Raw genomic sequence first — 15,063 nt, 5'->3', positions numbered from 1 at the left:
GACATGCGCAAGGCAATGATTGTATGGGGCGGCTGGCCAGGACATGACCCCGATCTCTGTGCCTCGATGATCCGCGGCTGGCTCAAGGCGGAAGGCTTCGAGGTGCGGATCGAGACCACAACGGCCGCGTTCGCAGATCCTGCGATCCACGATCTGTCGCTAATCATCCCGATCTACACGATGTCCAAGATCGAGAAGGCGGAAGCGCTCAATCTCTGCGCGGCGGTGCGCAGCGGGGTCGGGCTCGCCGGCCATCATGGCGGCATGTGCGATGCCTTCCGCGATTCGGTCGACTACCAGTTCCTGTGCGGCGGGCAATGGGTCGCCCATCCCGGCAACATCATCGACTACCGGGTCGACTTGACCAGGCCGGACGATCCCATCATGAAGGGCCTGACAAGTTTCGAGCACCGTTCCGAGCAGTATTACATGCATGTCGATCCGGCCAACGAGGTGTTGGCGACCACGACCTTCACCGGAGAGCACGCCCCATGGATCGAGGGGGTAGTGATGCCGGTGGTCTGGAAGAAGCGTTACGGCGCGGGCAGGGTGTTCTATTCCTCGCTCGGCCACCGTGCCTACGAGCTCGACGTGCCGGAGATCCGGACGTTGATGACCCGCGGCATGCTATGGGCGGCGCGCGAGTGACGGCTGACGCGAACCCGTTACCGGTCCGGGCCACGCTGGAGGACGTCGCGCGGACGGCGGGCGTGTCGCTCGCCACCGTCGACCGCGTCATCAACCGGCGCGAGGGCGTGCGTGCCAAGACCGTTGCCCGGGTGGAGGCCGCTGTTGCCAAGCTGGGCTATCGCGCCGACGTCGCAGCGGCACGGCTCGCGCGCGGGCAGAGCTTCCGCTTTGCCTTCGTGCTGCCGACCGGCGGCAACAGCTTCATGACCATCCTGACCGAGCAGGTCCAGCGCACGGCAGAGTGGCTGGCCGGCCAGCGCGGCTTCATCGATATCCTCCACGTCGACGTGTTCGATCCTGACGTGCTGGCCGGTGCGCTGGAGAACCTGTCGCCGGCCTATCAGGGCGTTGCGGTCATCGCGCTGGATCACCCCAGAGTGCGCGCCGCGATCGACGAGCTCACCGCGCGCGGCGTCGCGGTGGTGACCCTGGTCTCGGATGCCCCGAGCTCGCGCCGCCTGCACTATGTCGGCATCGACAACCCTGCCGCGGGACGGACGGCGGCCACGCTGATGGGGCGCTACCTCGGCGGCCGCGAGGGGACGGTTGCCGTGATCGCGGGATCATTGTCGTTGCGCGATCATGCCGAGCGGCAATTCGGCTTTCACCAGATCCTGTCCAGCGAGTACCCGAACCTGCTCGCGCTTCCGGCCATCGAGGGCCGCGATGAGAGCGAGCGCACGCGGGAGCTGACCGCCGCGCTGCTCGCCCGCCATCCGGATCTGCGCGGCATCTACTGCTGCGGCGCCGGCAACCGTGGCATCGCCGACGCGCTCGAGGCATCCGGCCGCGCCCGGGATGTGGTCTGGATCACCCATGAGCTGACCCAGCACACGCGGCGGTTCCTGGTCCGCGGAACGCTGGACGCCATCATCAACCAGGACCCCGGCCACGAGGCGCGCTCGGCGGCGCGCATTCTGCTCGCGCACTGCTCGGGGGAGCCGATCAGTCCAGACCAGGAGCGCATCCGCATCGATATCTTTCTGCGGGACAATCTGCCCTAGCAGATCGGCCTAGAGCCAGCCGAAGATGGCGAGCGCCAGGATGGCCTGGGCGATGAAGCCGACCACGAACGCCAGCGTCCGGAACACGGGCAGGCCGATCGCGTAGACGATGACGTGGGCCACCCGCGACCAGAAATAGACGGCGCAGGCGAGCACGGTCCATTTGGTCGAATAGTCGATCGCGTTGAGGATCAGCACCAGCGGCGCGAAGATCACGAGGTTCTCGACCGCATTGTCGTGCGCGAACATCAGCCGCGTTGCCCACGGCGCGTGCGGCTTGTCGTTGCGGGAGGGGTTGGCCATCGCGCCCGTGAGGCCGCGGACCTGGCAGCGGTTCAGGATGTAGGGAACCCACAGCAGGCCGGTCAGAATGACCGTGAGCGTCAGCCAGAACAGTTCGCGCGTCATCGAGATCCCCTCAACTGATTCCCGTCCCGTCCCGGCGGGACGGAGCGGTTATAGTCAATCGCGGCGGATCACGCTATGCGCGGACGCGGACATAGGAGCCCGGCGCATCCTCGAGCGGTGGATAGGCCTCGCTGCCGACGCCGCGCGCGGGAACCTCTTCCGGATCGAGCTGGCTCAGCCATTCGCGCCAGTCCGGCCACCAGGAGCCCTTGTGCTCCTGCGCGCCCTTGATCCAGTCCTTCAGCGAGATGTCGTGGATCTGGTCGTTGGTCCAGTACTGATACTTGCCGGAGGAGGGCGGGTTGACGACGCCGGCGATGTGGCCGGAGCCCGACAGCACGTACTTCACCGGCCCGCCGAAGAATTGCGAGCCGTACAGCACGGAGTCGGCCGGCGCGATGTGGTCCTCGCGGGTGGCGAGGTTGTAGACCGGCACCTTCACCTTGGAGAGATCCAGCAGCGTGTTATCCAGCACCATCGTGCCCTGCGTCAGCCGGTTCTCCAGATAGCAGTTGCGCAGGTAGTAGGAATGGTTCGCCGCCGACATCCGCGTGGCGTCCGAGTTCCAGTGCAGCAGGTCGAACGCCTGCGGCGCCTGGCCTTTCAGGTAATTGTTGACGACATAGGACCAGATCAGGTCGTTCGAACGCAGCATGTTGAAGGCCATCGCCATCTTGCTGCCCTCGAGCACGCCCGACGCCTGCATGTCGCGCTCCAGCGCCGAGATCTGGGTCTCGTCGACGAACACCAGCAGATCGCCGGCATGGGTGAAGTCGACCTGTGCGGCAAGGAACGTCGCCGAGGTCACGCGCTGGCGGCGCTTGTCGGCGAGCCAGGCGAGCGTGGTCGCGAGCATGGTGCCGCCGACACAGTAGCCGAGCGTGTGCACCTTCATCTCGCCCGTCACCTTCTCGATGACGTCCATCGCGGTGAGCGGGCCTTCCTTCATGTAGTCATCCCAGGTCTTGGTCCCAAGCTTTTTGTCGGGATTGACCCAGGAGATCACGAACACCGTGAGGCCCTGATCGACGCACCATTTGATGAAGGATTTCTCGGGGCGCAGATCGAGGATGTAGAACTTGTTGATCCAGGGCGGCACGATCAGCAGCGGCGTGCGCAGCACGTTCTCGGTCGTCGGCGCGTACTGGATCAACTGCATCATCTCGTTCTGGAAGATCACCTTGCCCGGCGTCGTCGCCATGTTGACGCCGACCTCGAGATTGCCCGGGTCGGACTGGCGGATCTTCAGCGAGCCCTTGCCGGCTTCGATGTCCTCCGCGAGCATCTGCATGCCGCGCACCAGATTGTCGCCGCTCGACGCCACCGTCTGCCGCAGCACCTCCGGATTGGTCAGGACGAAATTCGAGGGCGCCAGCGCATTGATGATCTGGTTGACGTAGAACTCGGCCTTCTTGCGCGTGTGCGGATCGAGGCCTTCGGCATTGTGGACCAGGTCCTGGGCCCACTGCGTCGTCAGCAGATAGGCCTGCATCACGAAATCGAAGAACTGGTTCGACTTCCATTCCGGATCGGCGAAGCGCTTGTCGCGCGGGGAGGGCGAAATGGCCGGGGGTGCGTCTTCGCCGGCGAGACGGCGCGAGGCCGAGCCCCACAAATCGAGATAGCCCTTGGCGATCTTGGTCTGGATGTCGCTGGCGCGCTCCTTGTCCGACAGCCAGTAGTCGGCGACGGCAGTGAAGGATTTGACGACCTCGGTCAATTCGGTCGGTGGCCGGTCCTGAACTTCGCCTGTCTCGCGCGGCTTCAGATAGGCCGAGAGCGCCTTGCCGCTGCTTTCCATGGCTTTCGCGATGTTCATCGCGAACGCTTCCGCATCGAATGTTTTTTCTGGATTGCTGCTGTTCTGAACGTCGGTCATGGCTCGATCACACTATCGCGTCGGGACCGTCTCGTCACCGCGCGAGATCAATAATCCGCGAGTTTGCGACAAATTCGATTTCTGATTGTTGCGTTGCGAAAAAATCTCTCGCTTCCGACATGTTGATCACGTAGCTGGATGAAATTCCTGTTCAAGCCGGTAACGTTTCGAGTGACAATTGGTTGTACTGCGGCAAAATGCGCCGCGCTGCGGTCGGACTGGGGACCGTTGACTGGATGTTGGGGACCGAGGGACGTGCGCGTGGGGACGCAGGGGCGAGGCTGGAGGTCGGGACGGCGCGCCCTTGTTGCGGGGCTCGTTGTGTTCGGCGCGCTCGCGCTTGCCGGGTGCTCCAGTCCAATCGCGGACATGCCGTCGCTCGACGCGGATGCGGTCGCCCGACCCAAGGAGCCGGGCGGGTATCTGCCCGTCAACGACGTGCCGCGCGACCGCGATGCGCCGATCATTTCGCCGCAGGAGCGCGCCAAGATCGAAAAGGAGCTGCTCGCGGCGCGTGACCGCCAGGCTTCGGCGGGCACCACCACCAGGCCCAAATGATCGGCCAGGTGACCAAGGGCTGGGAGATCGGCCGCTCTGAGCGGCGTAATTGTCTGGCGTGGCGCGGCGGCCATGATAAAACACCGCCATCAACACCTCCGCGTGTCGTTGCCAGCCAAGCCGCGAGCCCGTGCTAAACTCCTGATCCAGCACCGGTTTCAATGCATGGCCCGCGTCGCCGCAGCGCCAGCTCTGCTGGCGAATCCGCCCCCGGTTGCCGGAGCCGAGAGACCCATGGAAGATTTCTATCGCATCCGCCGTCTGCCGCCTTACGTGTTCGAGCAGGTCAACCGGGCCAAGGCGGCCGCGCGGAACGCCGGGGCCGACATCATCGATCTCGGCATGGGCAATCCGGATCTGCCGGCGCCGCCGCACGTGCTGGAGAAGCTCAAGGAGACCCTGGGCAAGCCGCGCACCGACCGCTATTCGGCCTCGCGCGGCATCGTCGGGCTGCGCCGGGCGCAGGCCGCCTATTACGATCGCCGTTTCGGGGTGAAGCTCAATCCCGACACCCAGATCGTGGCGACGCTCGGCTCCAAGGAAGGCTTTGCCAACGTGGCGCAGGCGATCACCGCGCCGGGCGACGTCATTCTCTGTCCCAATCCGAGCTATCCGATCCACGCCTTCGGGTTCCTGATGGCGGGCGGCGTAATCCGCTCGGTGCCGTCCGAGCCGACGCCGCAGTTCTTCGAGGCAGCCGAGCGCGCGATCATCCATTCGATCCCGAAGCCGCTCGCGCTGATCGTCTGCTATCCGAGCAACCCGACCGCCTATGTCGCGAGCCTCGACTTCTATCGCGACCTCGTCGCATTCGCGAAGAAGCACGAGATCCTGATCCTGTCGGACCTCGCTTATGCCGAGGTGTATTTCGACGACAAGAACCCGCCGCCGTCCGTGCTGCAGGTGCCCGGCGCGATGGACGTCGCGGTCGAGTTCACCTCGATGTCCAAGACCTATTCGATGGCCGGCTGGCGCATGGGCTTTGCCGTCGGCAACGAGCGCATCATCGCAGCGCTCGCCCGCGTGAAATCGTATCTCGACTACGGCGCGTTCACCCCGGTGCAGGTCGCGGCCACGGCTGCCCTGAACGGTCCCGACGACTGCATCCGCGAGATGCGCGACGTCTATCGCAAGCGCCGCGACACGCTGGTCGAGGCGTTCGGCCGGGCCGGCTGGGAGATCCCGTCGCCTGAGGCCTCGATGTTCGCCTGGGCGCCTTTGCCGGAGAAGTTCAAGAGCCTCGGCAGCATGCAGTTCGCGACGCTCATGGTCGAGAAGTCCGGCGTGGCGGTGTCGCCGGGCGTCGGCTTCGGCGAGCATGGCGAGGGCTATGTCCGCATCGCGATGGTCGAGAACGAGCAGCGCATCCGGCAGGCCGCGCGCGGCGTCCGCCGCTTCCTTGAAAGCGGGATCGAAACGTTGCACAACGTCGTTCCCATCGCCAACCGGCGTTGAACCCTCCCGTATTTTCCTTTCGACAGGTTCTTTGATTCCATGGTCGCACCCCTGAGAGTGGGCATCGCGGGCCTCGGCACCGTGGGTGTCGAGGTCGTTCGTCTCATCGAGCGTCAGGGGCGCGTGCTCACCGAGCGGACGGGACGCCCGGTGAAGGTCGTTGCCGTGACGGCGCGGTCGAAGGCCAAGAAGCGCGGCATCGATCTGTCCGGGATCAAATGGGCCAAGGATCCGATCGCACTGGCTGGTGATCCCGAAATCGACTGCCTGGTCGAGCTGATGGGGGGCGCGGGTGATCCCGCGCTGTCGGCGATCGACACCGCGCTCAAGGCCGGCAAGTCGGTGGTGACCGCCAACAAGGCACTGATTGCGAAGCATGGCCTGAAGCTCGCCAAGGCGGCCGAGAAGCATGGTGGCGCGCTGAACTTCGAAGCGGCCGTCGGTGCCGCCATTCCGGTGATCAAGACCCTGCGCGAGGGGCTTGCCGGCACCGGCATCAACCGCGTCTATGGAATCCTGAATGGCACCTGCAACTACATCCTGACGCGGATGGAGCAGGAAGGGCTGTCGTTCGACGAGTGCCTCAAGGATGCCCAGCGCCTGGGCTATGCCGAGGCTGACCCGTCTTTCGACATCCACGGCCATGACACCGCACAGAAGCTTGCGATTCTGGCGAGCCTCGCCTTCGGCACCCAGGTGGCGCAGAACTCCGTCTATGTCGAAGGCATCTCCTCGATCGCGCCGGAGGACCTGCGCGCGGCCGCCGAGCTCGGCTACCGCGTCAAGTTGCTTGGCGTTGCCGTGCGCACCGCCAAGGGCATCGAGCAGCGGGTGCATCCGACGATGGTGCCGAAATCCTCCTCGATCGCCCAGGTCATGGGCGTGACCAACGCGGTCACGATCGACGGCGACGGTATCCCGCCGATCACGCTGGTCGGTCCGGGAGCAGGGGGCGCCGCCACGGCCTCCGCGGTCGTCGCCGACATCGCCGATGTCGCGCGCGGTATCCGCGCGGCGCCGTTCGGACGGCCGGTCGATAAGCTGCAGGCGACCGAGAAGGCCCCGATGGAGCGGCACGAGGGCGGCTACTACATCCGCCTGATGGCGCGCGACCATGCCGGCACGGCAGCGACCATCGCGACCCGGCTCGCCGAGCAGAAGATCTCGATCGAATCGATCGTGCAGCGCCATCCCAACGGCAGCGAGCCGGCGAAGACCGCCGGCAAGTCCGCTCCGGTCCCGGTGATCCTGATCACCTACGCGACCCACGAGGACGCCGTGCATCGCGCGCTCCAGGCGGTGCAGCGCGACAAGGTCATCAGCGGCAAGCCCCAGGTGATCCGGATCGAGAAGAACTAGCGCATGATGCACAGGGAACCGCTTGTCCCTGCTCAAACAAACGCGTGGCGTTTGGTATAGGTTCATGCTCAAACCGGGAGAGTAGACAGGCGGGGAACGGCCATTCGTGCCGACCGCCTGACCCGGCTGCCGCCCAGGGGGGCGGCGTGCGAGCGGTAGATTTTGATGGCGGATGTCCGCCGTGACGTCTTGAGGAGTTGACCGATGTCGACGCAGATTTCTGTCCCGCAACAATTGCTGCTCGAGCGCATCCTGACGCTGGAGCTGGTGCGCGTGACCGAACGGGCGGCGGTATCGGCGGCGCGGCTGCGCGGCCACGGCCAGGAGAAGCCGGCCGACCAGGCCGCCGTGGATGCGATGCGCCGCGAGCTCAACAAGCTGCCGATCGAAGGCACGGTCGTGATCGGAGAGGGTGAGCGCGACGAGGCGCCGATGCTCTATATCGGCGAGAAGGTCGGCCTCAATGCCGGCCCCAGGGTCGACATCGCGGTCGACCCGCTCGAGGGCACCACCCTGTGCGCCAAGAACATGCCCGGCGCGATCGCGACCATGGCGATGGCCGATGGCGGCACGCTCCTCCATGCTCCCGACGTCTACATGCAGAAGATCGCGGTCGGCCCCGGCTACGCCAAGGGCGTCGTCGACATCGACGCGACGCCTGCCGACAACGTCCGCCGGCTCGCCAAGGCCAAGGGCGTCGAGCCGGGCGCGATCACGGTGCTGGTGCTGGACCGCCCGCGCCATGCCGATATCATCCAGGGCGTGCGCTCGACCGGCGCTGCGGTACGCCTGATCACCGACGGCGACGTCGCCGGCGTGATCCACTGCGCCGATCCCGACAACACCGGCGTCGACATGTATCTCGGCACCGGCGGCGCGCCGGAGGGCGTGCTGGCCGCGGTGGCGCTGCGCTGCATCGGCGGCCAGATGCAGTGCCGCCTGATCCTCGACACCGAGGAGAAGCGCGAGCGCGCCCACAAGATGGGCGTCGGCGATCCCAAGATGATCTACGGCATCGAGGACATGGCCCGCGGCGACTGTCTGTTCGCAGCCACCGGCGTCACCACCGGCTCGCTGCTCTCCGGCGTCAAGTTCCGCAAGGACGGCGTCATCGAGACCGAGACCGTCGTGATGCGCTCGGTCACCGGCACGGTGCGCTACATCCGCGCCGAGCACCGCCAGCTGGCGAAATTCCACCTCGACTGATCCAGCACAGTCGTACCGGGGCACGCGGAGCGTGAACCCGGAATCTCGAGACCGTGGCGCGAGATTCCGGGTCTGCGCGCATCCCGGAATGACGAAATTGGAGAGCGGCTCAGCATGTCCGATCTGTCCATGGTCAAGGCGCTGGTGTTCGACGTGTTCGGCACTGTCGTCGACTGGCGCACCAGCCTGATCAACGACTTTACCGCGTGGTCGAAGACCCGCGGCATCCAGGGTGACTGGACCGCACTGGTCGATGGCTGGCGCGGGCTCTATGTCGGGTCGATGGACGAGGTCCGGAGGCATCCGGAGCGCGGCTACGTCATCCTCGACGTGCTGCACCGGCGCTCGCTGGAGACGCTGGTCGCGCAGCTCGGCATCACCAGCCTCACCGAAGCCGATCTCGATCATCTCACCCGCGGCTGGCACCGGCTGCATCCGTGGGCCGACAGTGTCGCCGGGCTGACCCGGCTGAAATCCAGATACATCATCGCGCCGCTCTCCAACGGCAATGTCGCGCTGCTCACCAACATGGCGAAGTTTGCGGGTCTGCCCTGGGACCTCGTGCTCTCCGCAGAGCTGTTCGCGCACTACAAGCCCGATCCCGAGACCTATCTCGGTGCCGCACGTCTCCTTGGCCTTTCGCCCGGCGAGGTGATGATGGTCGCCGCGCACAACAATGATCTCGAGGCGGCGCAACGCTACGGCCTCAAGACCGCCTTTGTCGCCCGCCCCACCGAATACGGCCCGCTGCAGAGCCGCGATTTCGAGGCCACCGGCGCCTGGGATATCGTCGCCGATGATTTCGGCGGCATCGCCGACCGGCTGGGCTGCTGATCCTCCTGCCTCACGCATCCGACACGATCACGCCGTACCAGCCGAGACCCTTGTAGGTCTCGTAGCCGGGCGTCGCGTGGAACGCGACCATGCGCCCGGAGATGTCCTGATAGAAGCCGCTGCGTTTGCCATCGAGCTTCAGCGACACCCGCTCGCTGAGAATGCCCTGGCCGTCCGAGGACGCGATGACGCGCAGATTCGAATCCACCAGCAGCACGCGGGCCTTGTCGCTTTCGCTGACACGGACGCCCTGGACGATCGCGCGCGCCTGGGCCTCCCAGTCGAAATGAATGGCGAGCACGCCGAGCGGCTTGCCATGGGCCTTGCCGTCCTCGCGGACCGAGGCGCAATAGGTCGCGACCTGGGCGTTGCCGAGCAGCGGCTGGCACTCGACGTCGCCGGCGACGTAGTCGTCGCCCGAGCGCAGTCCACGCGCCTCGCGAAACCATTTGGTGTCGGCGACGCTCTGGCCGACGACGTTGAAGCGGTCGGCGCGGCCGTTGGCGATCACCTTGCCGCTCGGATCGCACAGCCACAGATCGAGATAGACGGTGTAGGCCGACAGAATCACCGCGAGCCGATCGGAGACATGGGCGACGCGCGCGGCGTCTGGGTCCGCCGCGCAATCGACCACGGCCGAATCGGTCGCCCACCAGCGCACGTCGCAGGTCCGCTCGTAGAGATTGCGGTCGATCAGCTCGATCGCATTCAGCGCCAGGTCGACCATGCGCTCGCCGCGCGCCCGCTCGGTCATGCGCTCGATCGAGCTCTTCAGATTGCCCGTGCGGGTCGTGAGCTGCCCTTCCAGCTCGCGCGCGATGGTCTCGACGAGCTGGCCGACGGCGCGGACCTCCTGGGCCACCACGGCGAAGCCCGCGCCTTGGGCGCCGACCCGCGAGCTCTCGATCAGCGCGTTCAGCGCCAGCATCTTCATCTGGTTGGTGATCTGCTGGATCGACTTGGTCTTCTCGCAGGCGATCTGATTGACCTCGCCGGTGAGCCGGGCGATCAGCGCCGAGACGTCGGTCTCGTCATCCTTGGGAGTCGTTTGTGCCGGAGCGGCGGAGGGCTGCGTCTTCAACTCGGGCGCGGTCAGCATCGGCAATGAACTCCATGTTGCCGGCCTCCTGGTCGGCACGAAGAGGGCGGACAAATCGGACGTAATAATTGATTGAAATGTTACGGAGTTCGCCTAACGGCTGTTTAATGCACTCCATTGAACGCAGCTCGAATTTTAGGCAACCAGCCGTATATGGGCGGCATTTCCCTAATTTCCTGTGAGTTCCGCCAAGTTCTGGGACGATTCTGGTGGGTTTCATGGATGGAACCTGCTGAGGCAGGCCAGTTGCTGTAGATTCGACGGCGTCCGTTTCGAATCGCTGCGCTGCAAGCGAGGCCCCGCGCGTCATGGCACCATCCGCCCTTGCACTGCCCCTGAGCGCCCCGCAGGCGTTTCTCGGCGTGCGGCTGTCGCTGACCAGCAAATTGTGGCGCGACCGGCTGGATGCGCGCGGTGCGGCGCGGGCGCTGGCGATGGTGCAGCGCTATCAACTGCCGGAGATGCTGGCCCGGGTTCTGGCGGGGCGTGAGGTCGAGCTCGATCAAGTCAACGACTTCCTCGATCCCACCATCCGCAAGCTGATGCCGGATCCGTTCACGGTGACGCAGATGGAGGCGGCGGCCGAGCGCATTGCCGACGCCGCGGTCAAGGGCGAGAAGGTCGCGATCTTCGGCGACTACGATGTCGACGGCGCGACCTCGGCGGCGCTGCTCGCCTGGCACCTGCGCCATTGCGGGCTCGATCCGCTGATCCACATTCCCGACCGCATCTTCGAAGGCTACGGCCCGAACGTCGACGCCATCCGCGCGCTCGCGGCCAAGGGCGCGACGCTGCTCGTGACGGTCGACTGCGGCACCACCAGCCTCGAGCCGCTGGCGGAGGCGCGGCGGCTCGGCATGTCCGTGGTGGTGATCGATCACCATCAATGCGGCGAGGACCTGCCCGAGGTTAACGCTCTGGTGAATCCGAACCGGCCCGACGATCTCTCCGGCCTCGGCTATCTCGCCGCGGTCGGCCTGACGCTGGTCACGCTGGTTGCGGTCAATCGCGAGCTGCGCGGCCGCGGCTTCTGGAGCAGCACGCGCCCGGAGCCGGATCTGCTCAGCATGCTGCATCACGTCGCGCTCGGCACCGTCGCCGACGTCGCGCCGCTGATCGCGCTCAACCGCGCGTTCGTCGCCAAGGGCCTGATCGCGATGCGCCGGCGCGACCATGTTGGGCACACCGCGCTGATGGATGTCGCCCGGCTCAACGGTCCGCCCGAAGCCTGGCATCTCGGCTTCATGCTGGGACCGCGCATCAATGCCGGCGGGCGCATCGGCCGCGCCGATCTCGGCGTGCGGCTGCTGTTGGAAAGCGACGTCTCCGAAGCCGCGCGCATCGCCGCCGAGCTCGACCGCCTCAACAGCGAGCGCCGCGTCATCGAGCAGCAGGCCGAAGCGCAGGCCGAAGCGGAGGCGCTGGCCTCGCTCGGCCTGGAGGACAAGGGCGCCGTCATCGTGACGGCGTCCGAGGGCTGGCATCCCGGCGTGGTCGGGCTGGTCGCGTCCAGGCTCAAGGAAAAGTTTGCCCGGCCGGCGTTTGCGATCGCGCTCGAGCCGGGCGGCATCGGCACCGGGTCGGGCCGCTCGATTCCGGGCGTCGATCTTGGCAAGGCCGTCCGCCATGCCGTGGAGCAGGGCATCCTGATGAAGGGCGGCGGGCACGCGATGGCCGCCGGCGTCACCTTGCGCAAGGAGCGGTTGGCCGAGTTTCGCGCCTTTCTCGAAAGCGCGCTCGCCGCCGACGTCGCCGACGCACGGCACGTCAACGAGATCCTGATCGACGGCGCGATCAGCGCGCGCGCCGCGACGCCGGAGCTGGTCGCGACCCTCAATCGCGCCGGTCCGTTCGGCAGCGGCAATCCCGAGCCGATCGTGGCGCTGCCATCGCATCAACTGGTCTATGCCGACGAGGTCGGGCAGGCGCATCTGAAGTTGCGCTTCAAGTCCGGTGACGGCGCCATGGTGAACGCCATCGCATTCCGCTCGGTTGGCCAGAAGCTCGGCAACGCGCTGGTTCAGCATCGCGGCCAGATCCTGCACGTCGCCGGCACGCTCACCGTCGACCGCTACCAGGGAGTCGAGCGCGTGCAACTGCGCGTGCTCGATGTCGCCGTGCCGGATCATGGACCGGCGATGATCAGGTAGCGGCCCCAACACCGCGCGGAGGCCGGGACGACAGCGGAGTGCGGGGGGCCGTCGCGTGATTACAGGGCAAGTCTTTGTAATCCCGCCGCGCATCTGCGCCCGAGTGATGCTGGATCAAGACCCTCATCCTTAGAGAAGAGAGGGCGCAGGGAATGCCGGGTGAAGGCCTCACCCATGGCCCGCCTGCAAACAAAAAGCAGGCGGCAGTCACCACAGGCAAAGCCGTTTCAACCGGCATTCCCTGCGCGGAGGTCTTAACGCTTATACGCGATCTCCCCGGTGTTCGGCTTGATAGCCACCGTCGTCTCCGGGATCATCATCCCCCAAAGACTTGGCGCCAGCATCGGGGCGCCAGGACCACGCGATTTCACGTCCGCAACCTGCCGTTCGTCCGCGTACATCGAGCACGCTGCGACACGATCGCGGCCACCGCATCCCATCCTCCACGTTCGTGACGATCGCGAAGCGTCCCTCTCATGAGGACGGGACCGTCATATAATTTCCGATTTTCGTAAGAAAAGCAAGCGAAATCTTGCGCCTCCCAAAGCGGTTTCGGTCATCCGACTGACATCGCTGCGAGACATGACGTTCGCTTGCTGTGGCGTTGAGGAGCACGCGGCGACGGGACGTCGGTGTTGCAACCTGCCGCTCGTTCTTGCCAATTTGCCATCTTGGCGCACTGAGTCATCTTCGCGACGAGGGCGGCTGTCCGACAATGTGGGTGTTCGATGCAATATCTGTCTGGTGTCTTCGTGGTGCTGTTGCTGTGCTTGCCGTGGGCGCATGCCGAACCGGGCCTGCACTGGCAGACAGCAAACCCCAGCGAAAAGCCTTGGACCGCGGCGATTTCGCAGGAGGTTCAGCAGTTCGCCGACGCGCAGAAGCCGACGGCGATCATGGTGGTCAGAGACGACGAGATCATTGCGTCGTCGGGTGACATCGGCGCCAAGGTCAATATCCGGTCCGAGCGCAAAAGCCTCATCAGCGCCCTGTACGGCTTGGCGGTCGAGGAGGGCCGGATCAACCTCGACAGCACCCTTGCCGAACTTGCGATCGACGATCGTCCCGACGCCCTGTCGCCGACCGAGAAGACCGCGACGGTTCGCCAATTGTTGATGGCTCGTTCCGGCGTCTATCATCTCGCGGCCTACGAGACGCCGCGGATGAAGGACCTCCGGCCTGCCCGCGGAAGCCATCCGCCTGGCAGCTTCTGGTACTACAACAATTGGGATTTCAATGCGCTCGGCACGATCTATCGGCAATCCCTGGGCGACGTGTTCAAAAGCTTCGAGACGCGGATCGCGCGGCCGCTCGGCATGGAGGATTTTTCGACGAAGGATGGTCACTACCAGAAGGAGGACTCGTCCTCTCATCCCGCCTACGTGTTTCACATGAGCGCACGCGACCTCGCGCGGTTCGGCGTGCTTTATCTCAACGGCGGACGCTGGAACGGGACCCAGCTGATCCCGGCTCATTGGGTGACGGAATCGACGACGCGGCTGTCGGACACCGAGCAGCCTGAACGCGGCTATGGCTATCTCTGGTGGACGTACACGAAGGGCAGTCCGGGCGTCAGCGCCTTCTTGGCCAATGGCTATGGTGGGCAATTGGTCGTCGTCGTTCCGTCGAAGCGCCTGGTGCTGGTCGAGCTGGTCGATCTCGCCGTCAACCCGCATGGCGTCCGAACCCAGCGCGTCCTCGATCTCGTGAGCAGGATCAGCGCGTCGGTGCCGTGAGGAGCATGCGATGGCGATCGCGCTCGATCTGAGATCGGATCACGTCTCAGCAGGTGAGATCGAGCCTCCGTGGGATCGGGTCGCAGCGCGCGACACAGGGCTCCTCGACAACCGCGACAGCTCAGCGCCAGGACGGCTTCGGCAGATGATCGGGACTGAATTTCGGCGTCGGCCGGGGCGTTTGCGGAGGTGCGGCGTCGTCGGACGCCGAGAACAGCAGCAGCGCCTCGAACGGCACGTCGGGAGCTTCCGCGGCATAGCCGGAGCACGTGACGGGCGTGCCTCTGCAGCACCCTTCGAGGCTGAGCGTCAGCTCGTCGGGGCCGAACAGCGACGGCTGTCCCGGCGCGTGACGCTTCGTCTTGATGATGGCGGTAAACCGATCGCCATGCGTCTCGTAGCTGCCGGCATAGCTCAGCACGGTATCGCCGCCGCAGACCTTGCCGCCCACCAGCTCGACGATGCCGGTTCCCTGGCCTTTGGGGGTCCTGAACCAGGCCGAATAGGTGCCTTCCTTCATCATCTGCCGCAGATCCCATCGTTGGGTCGTCCGCATCGTTGTGCGAGGCAAATTAAGAGAAGGTGAAAACAACCGTCAGAACAGGCCTGGAACCCAAATTTGTTCGTGTACGAACGGAGGGAGCGTCAGCGGCCGGTCTCCGCACACCCAGCCAGCCGTGCCGCG

The 15,063-nt window shown here is 65.6% G+C and carries 13 protein-coding genes; 9 read left to right on the top strand and 4 right to left on the bottom strand.

All coding sequences use genetic code 11. The annotated features are described in order from the left end of the window. Window positions 1-3 precede the first annotated feature (3 nt). The gene (locus tag QX039_RS18835; protein WP_315712128.1) at window positions 4-648 is read left to right on the top strand and encodes a ThuA domain-containing protein; all 645 of its coding nucleotides are present in this window, start codon (window positions 4-6) and stop codon (window positions 646-648) included. Beyond that, a complete protein-coding gene (locus QX039_RS18830) occupies window positions 645-1,694 on the top strand; it encodes a LacI family DNA-binding transcriptional regulator (protein ID WP_315755568.1) in 1,050 nt (349 codons plus the stop codon). Before QX039_RS18835 ends, QX039_RS18830 begins: the two co-directional genes overlap by 4 nt. Before the next feature lie 9 nt (window positions 1,695-1,703). Here the strand turns inward: QX039_RS18830 and QX039_RS18825 are convergent, their stop codons facing one another. Then, window positions 1,704-2,102, bottom strand: a complete 399-nt coding sequence (locus QX039_RS18825; protein ID WP_315737826.1) for an MAPEG family protein — start codon at window positions 2,100-2,102, stop codon at window positions 1,704-1,706. Window positions 2,103-2,175: 73 nt separating this feature from the next. Then, a complete protein-coding gene (locus tag QX039_RS18820) occupies window positions 2,176-3,981 on the bottom strand; it encodes a class I poly(R)-hydroxyalkanoic acid synthase (protein WP_315772192.1) in 1,806 nt (601 codons plus the stop codon). A 369-nt stretch (window positions 3,982-4,350) separates the two neighbouring features. On the opposite strand from QX039_RS18820, the gene QX039_RS33075 reads away from it, so the two are divergent. From QX039_RS33075 to QX039_RS18795, 5 genes are all read left to right on the top strand, one after another. Beyond that, the gene (locus QX039_RS33075; protein ID WP_409997747.1) at window positions 4,351-4,539 is read left to right on the top strand and encodes a hypothetical protein; all 189 of its coding nucleotides are present in this window, start codon (window positions 4,351-4,353) and stop codon (window positions 4,537-4,539) included. Between the two features lie 234 nt (window positions 4,540-4,773). Continuing rightward, a complete protein-coding gene (locus QX039_RS18810; protein WP_315737828.1) occupies window positions 4,774-5,994 on the top strand; it encodes an LL-diaminopimelate aminotransferase in 1,221 nt (406 codons plus the stop codon). 39 nt (window positions 5,995-6,033) lie between these two features. Further along, window positions 6,034-7,353, top strand: coding sequence for a homoserine dehydrogenase (locus QX039_RS18805; RefSeq protein WP_315737829.1), 1,320 nt, complete (start codon window positions 6,034-6,036; stop codon window positions 7,351-7,353). Between the two features lie 204 nt (window positions 7,354-7,557). Continuing rightward, window positions 7,558-8,559 (top strand): class II fructose-bisphosphatase, encoded by a 1,002-nt coding sequence (glpX, locus tag QX039_RS18800; protein WP_315737830.1) that lies wholly within the window; start codon window positions 7,558-7,560, stop codon window positions 8,557-8,559. Between the two features lie 114 nt (window positions 8,560-8,673). Next, the gene (locus QX039_RS18795; protein WP_315772190.1) at window positions 8,674-9,393 is read left to right on the top strand and encodes a haloacid dehalogenase type II; all 720 of its coding nucleotides are present in this window, start codon (window positions 8,674-8,676) and stop codon (window positions 9,391-9,393) included. Window positions 9,394-9,403: 10 nt separating this feature from the next. On the opposite strand, the gene QX039_RS18790 is transcribed toward QX039_RS18795, so the two are convergent. Beyond that, window positions 9,404-10,492, bottom strand: coding sequence for a methyl-accepting chemotaxis protein (locus QX039_RS18790; protein WP_315772188.1), 1,089 nt, complete (start codon window positions 10,490-10,492; stop codon window positions 9,404-9,406). A gap of 308 nt (window positions 10,493-10,800) precedes the next feature. On the opposite strand from QX039_RS18790, the gene recJ reads away from it, so the two are divergent. Next, on the top strand, window positions 10,801-12,642 hold the full coding sequence (recJ, locus tag QX039_RS18785) for a single-stranded-DNA-specific exonuclease RecJ (RefSeq protein WP_315737833.1): 1,842 nt from the start codon (window positions 10,801-10,803) through the stop codon (window positions 12,640-12,642). 728 nt (window positions 12,643-13,370) lie between these two features. Beyond that, complete coding sequence (locus QX039_RS18780) at window positions 13,371-14,378, top strand: serine hydrolase (protein WP_315737834.1); 1,008 nt, start codon at window positions 13,371-13,373, stop codon at window positions 14,376-14,378. Between the two features lie 121 nt (window positions 14,379-14,499). Here QX039_RS18780 and QX039_RS18775 read toward each other — a convergent pair whose 3' ends face one another. Next, window positions 14,500-14,901 (bottom strand): hypothetical protein, encoded by a 402-nt coding sequence (locus QX039_RS18775; protein WP_315737835.1) that lies wholly within the window; start codon window positions 14,899-14,901, stop codon window positions 14,500-14,502. Window positions 14,902-15,063: the final 162 nt, after the last annotated feature.

Origin of the sequence: Bradyrhizobium sp. SZCCHNR1043 (genome assembly GCF_032489675.1) — a bacterium.
GTDB lineage: Bacteria > Pseudomonadota > Alphaproteobacteria > Rhizobiales > Xanthobacteraceae > Bradyrhizobium.
The sequence above is the reverse complement of the archived record's forward strand: the minus strand, read 5'-3'. Positions and strand labels throughout refer to the sequence as shown.

Excerpts from the sequence above, each read along its gene's own strand:
- QX039_RS18835 (WP_315712128.1), top strand. The coding sequence starts at position 4 with ATGCGCAAGGCAATGATTGTATGGGGCGGCTGGCCAGGACATGACCCC.
- QX039_RS18825 (WP_315737826.1), bottom strand. The coding sequence starts at position 2,102 with ATGACGCGCGAACTGTTCTGGCTGACGCTCACGGTCATTCTGACCGGC.
- QX039_RS18820 (WP_315772192.1), bottom strand. The coding sequence starts at position 3,981 with ATGACCGACGTTCAGAACAGCAGCAATCCAGAAAAAACATTCGATGCG.
- QX039_RS33075 (WP_409997747.1), top strand. The coding sequence starts at position 4,351 with ATGCCGTCGCTCGACGCGGATGCGGTCGCCCGACCCAAGGAGCCGGGC.
- QX039_RS18810 (WP_315737828.1), top strand. The coding sequence starts at position 4,774 with ATGGAAGATTTCTATCGCATCCGCCGTCTGCCGCCTTACGTGTTCGAG.
- QX039_RS18805 (WP_315737829.1), top strand. The coding sequence starts at position 6,034 with ATGGTCGCACCCCTGAGAGTGGGCATCGCGGGCCTCGGCACCGTGGGT.
- glpX (WP_315737830.1), top strand. The coding sequence starts at position 7,558 with ATGTCGACGCAGATTTCTGTCCCGCAACAATTGCTGCTCGAGCGCATC.
- QX039_RS18795 (WP_315772190.1), top strand. The coding sequence starts at position 8,674 with ATGTCCGATCTGTCCATGGTCAAGGCGCTGGTGTTCGACGTGTTCGGC.
- QX039_RS18790 (WP_315772188.1), bottom strand. The coding sequence starts at position 10,492 with ATGCTGACCGCGCCCGAGTTGAAGACGCAGCCCTCCGCCGCTCCGGCA.
- recJ (WP_315737833.1), top strand. The coding sequence starts at position 10,801 with ATGGCACCATCCGCCCTTGCACTGCCCCTGAGCGCCCCGCAGGCGTTT.
- QX039_RS18780 (WP_315737834.1), top strand. The coding sequence starts at position 13,371 with ATGCAATATCTGTCTGGTGTCTTCGTGGTGCTGTTGCTGTGCTTGCCG.
- QX039_RS18775 (WP_315737835.1), bottom strand. The coding sequence starts at position 14,901 with ATGATGAAGGAAGGCACCTATTCGGCCTGGTTCAGGACCCCCAAAGGC.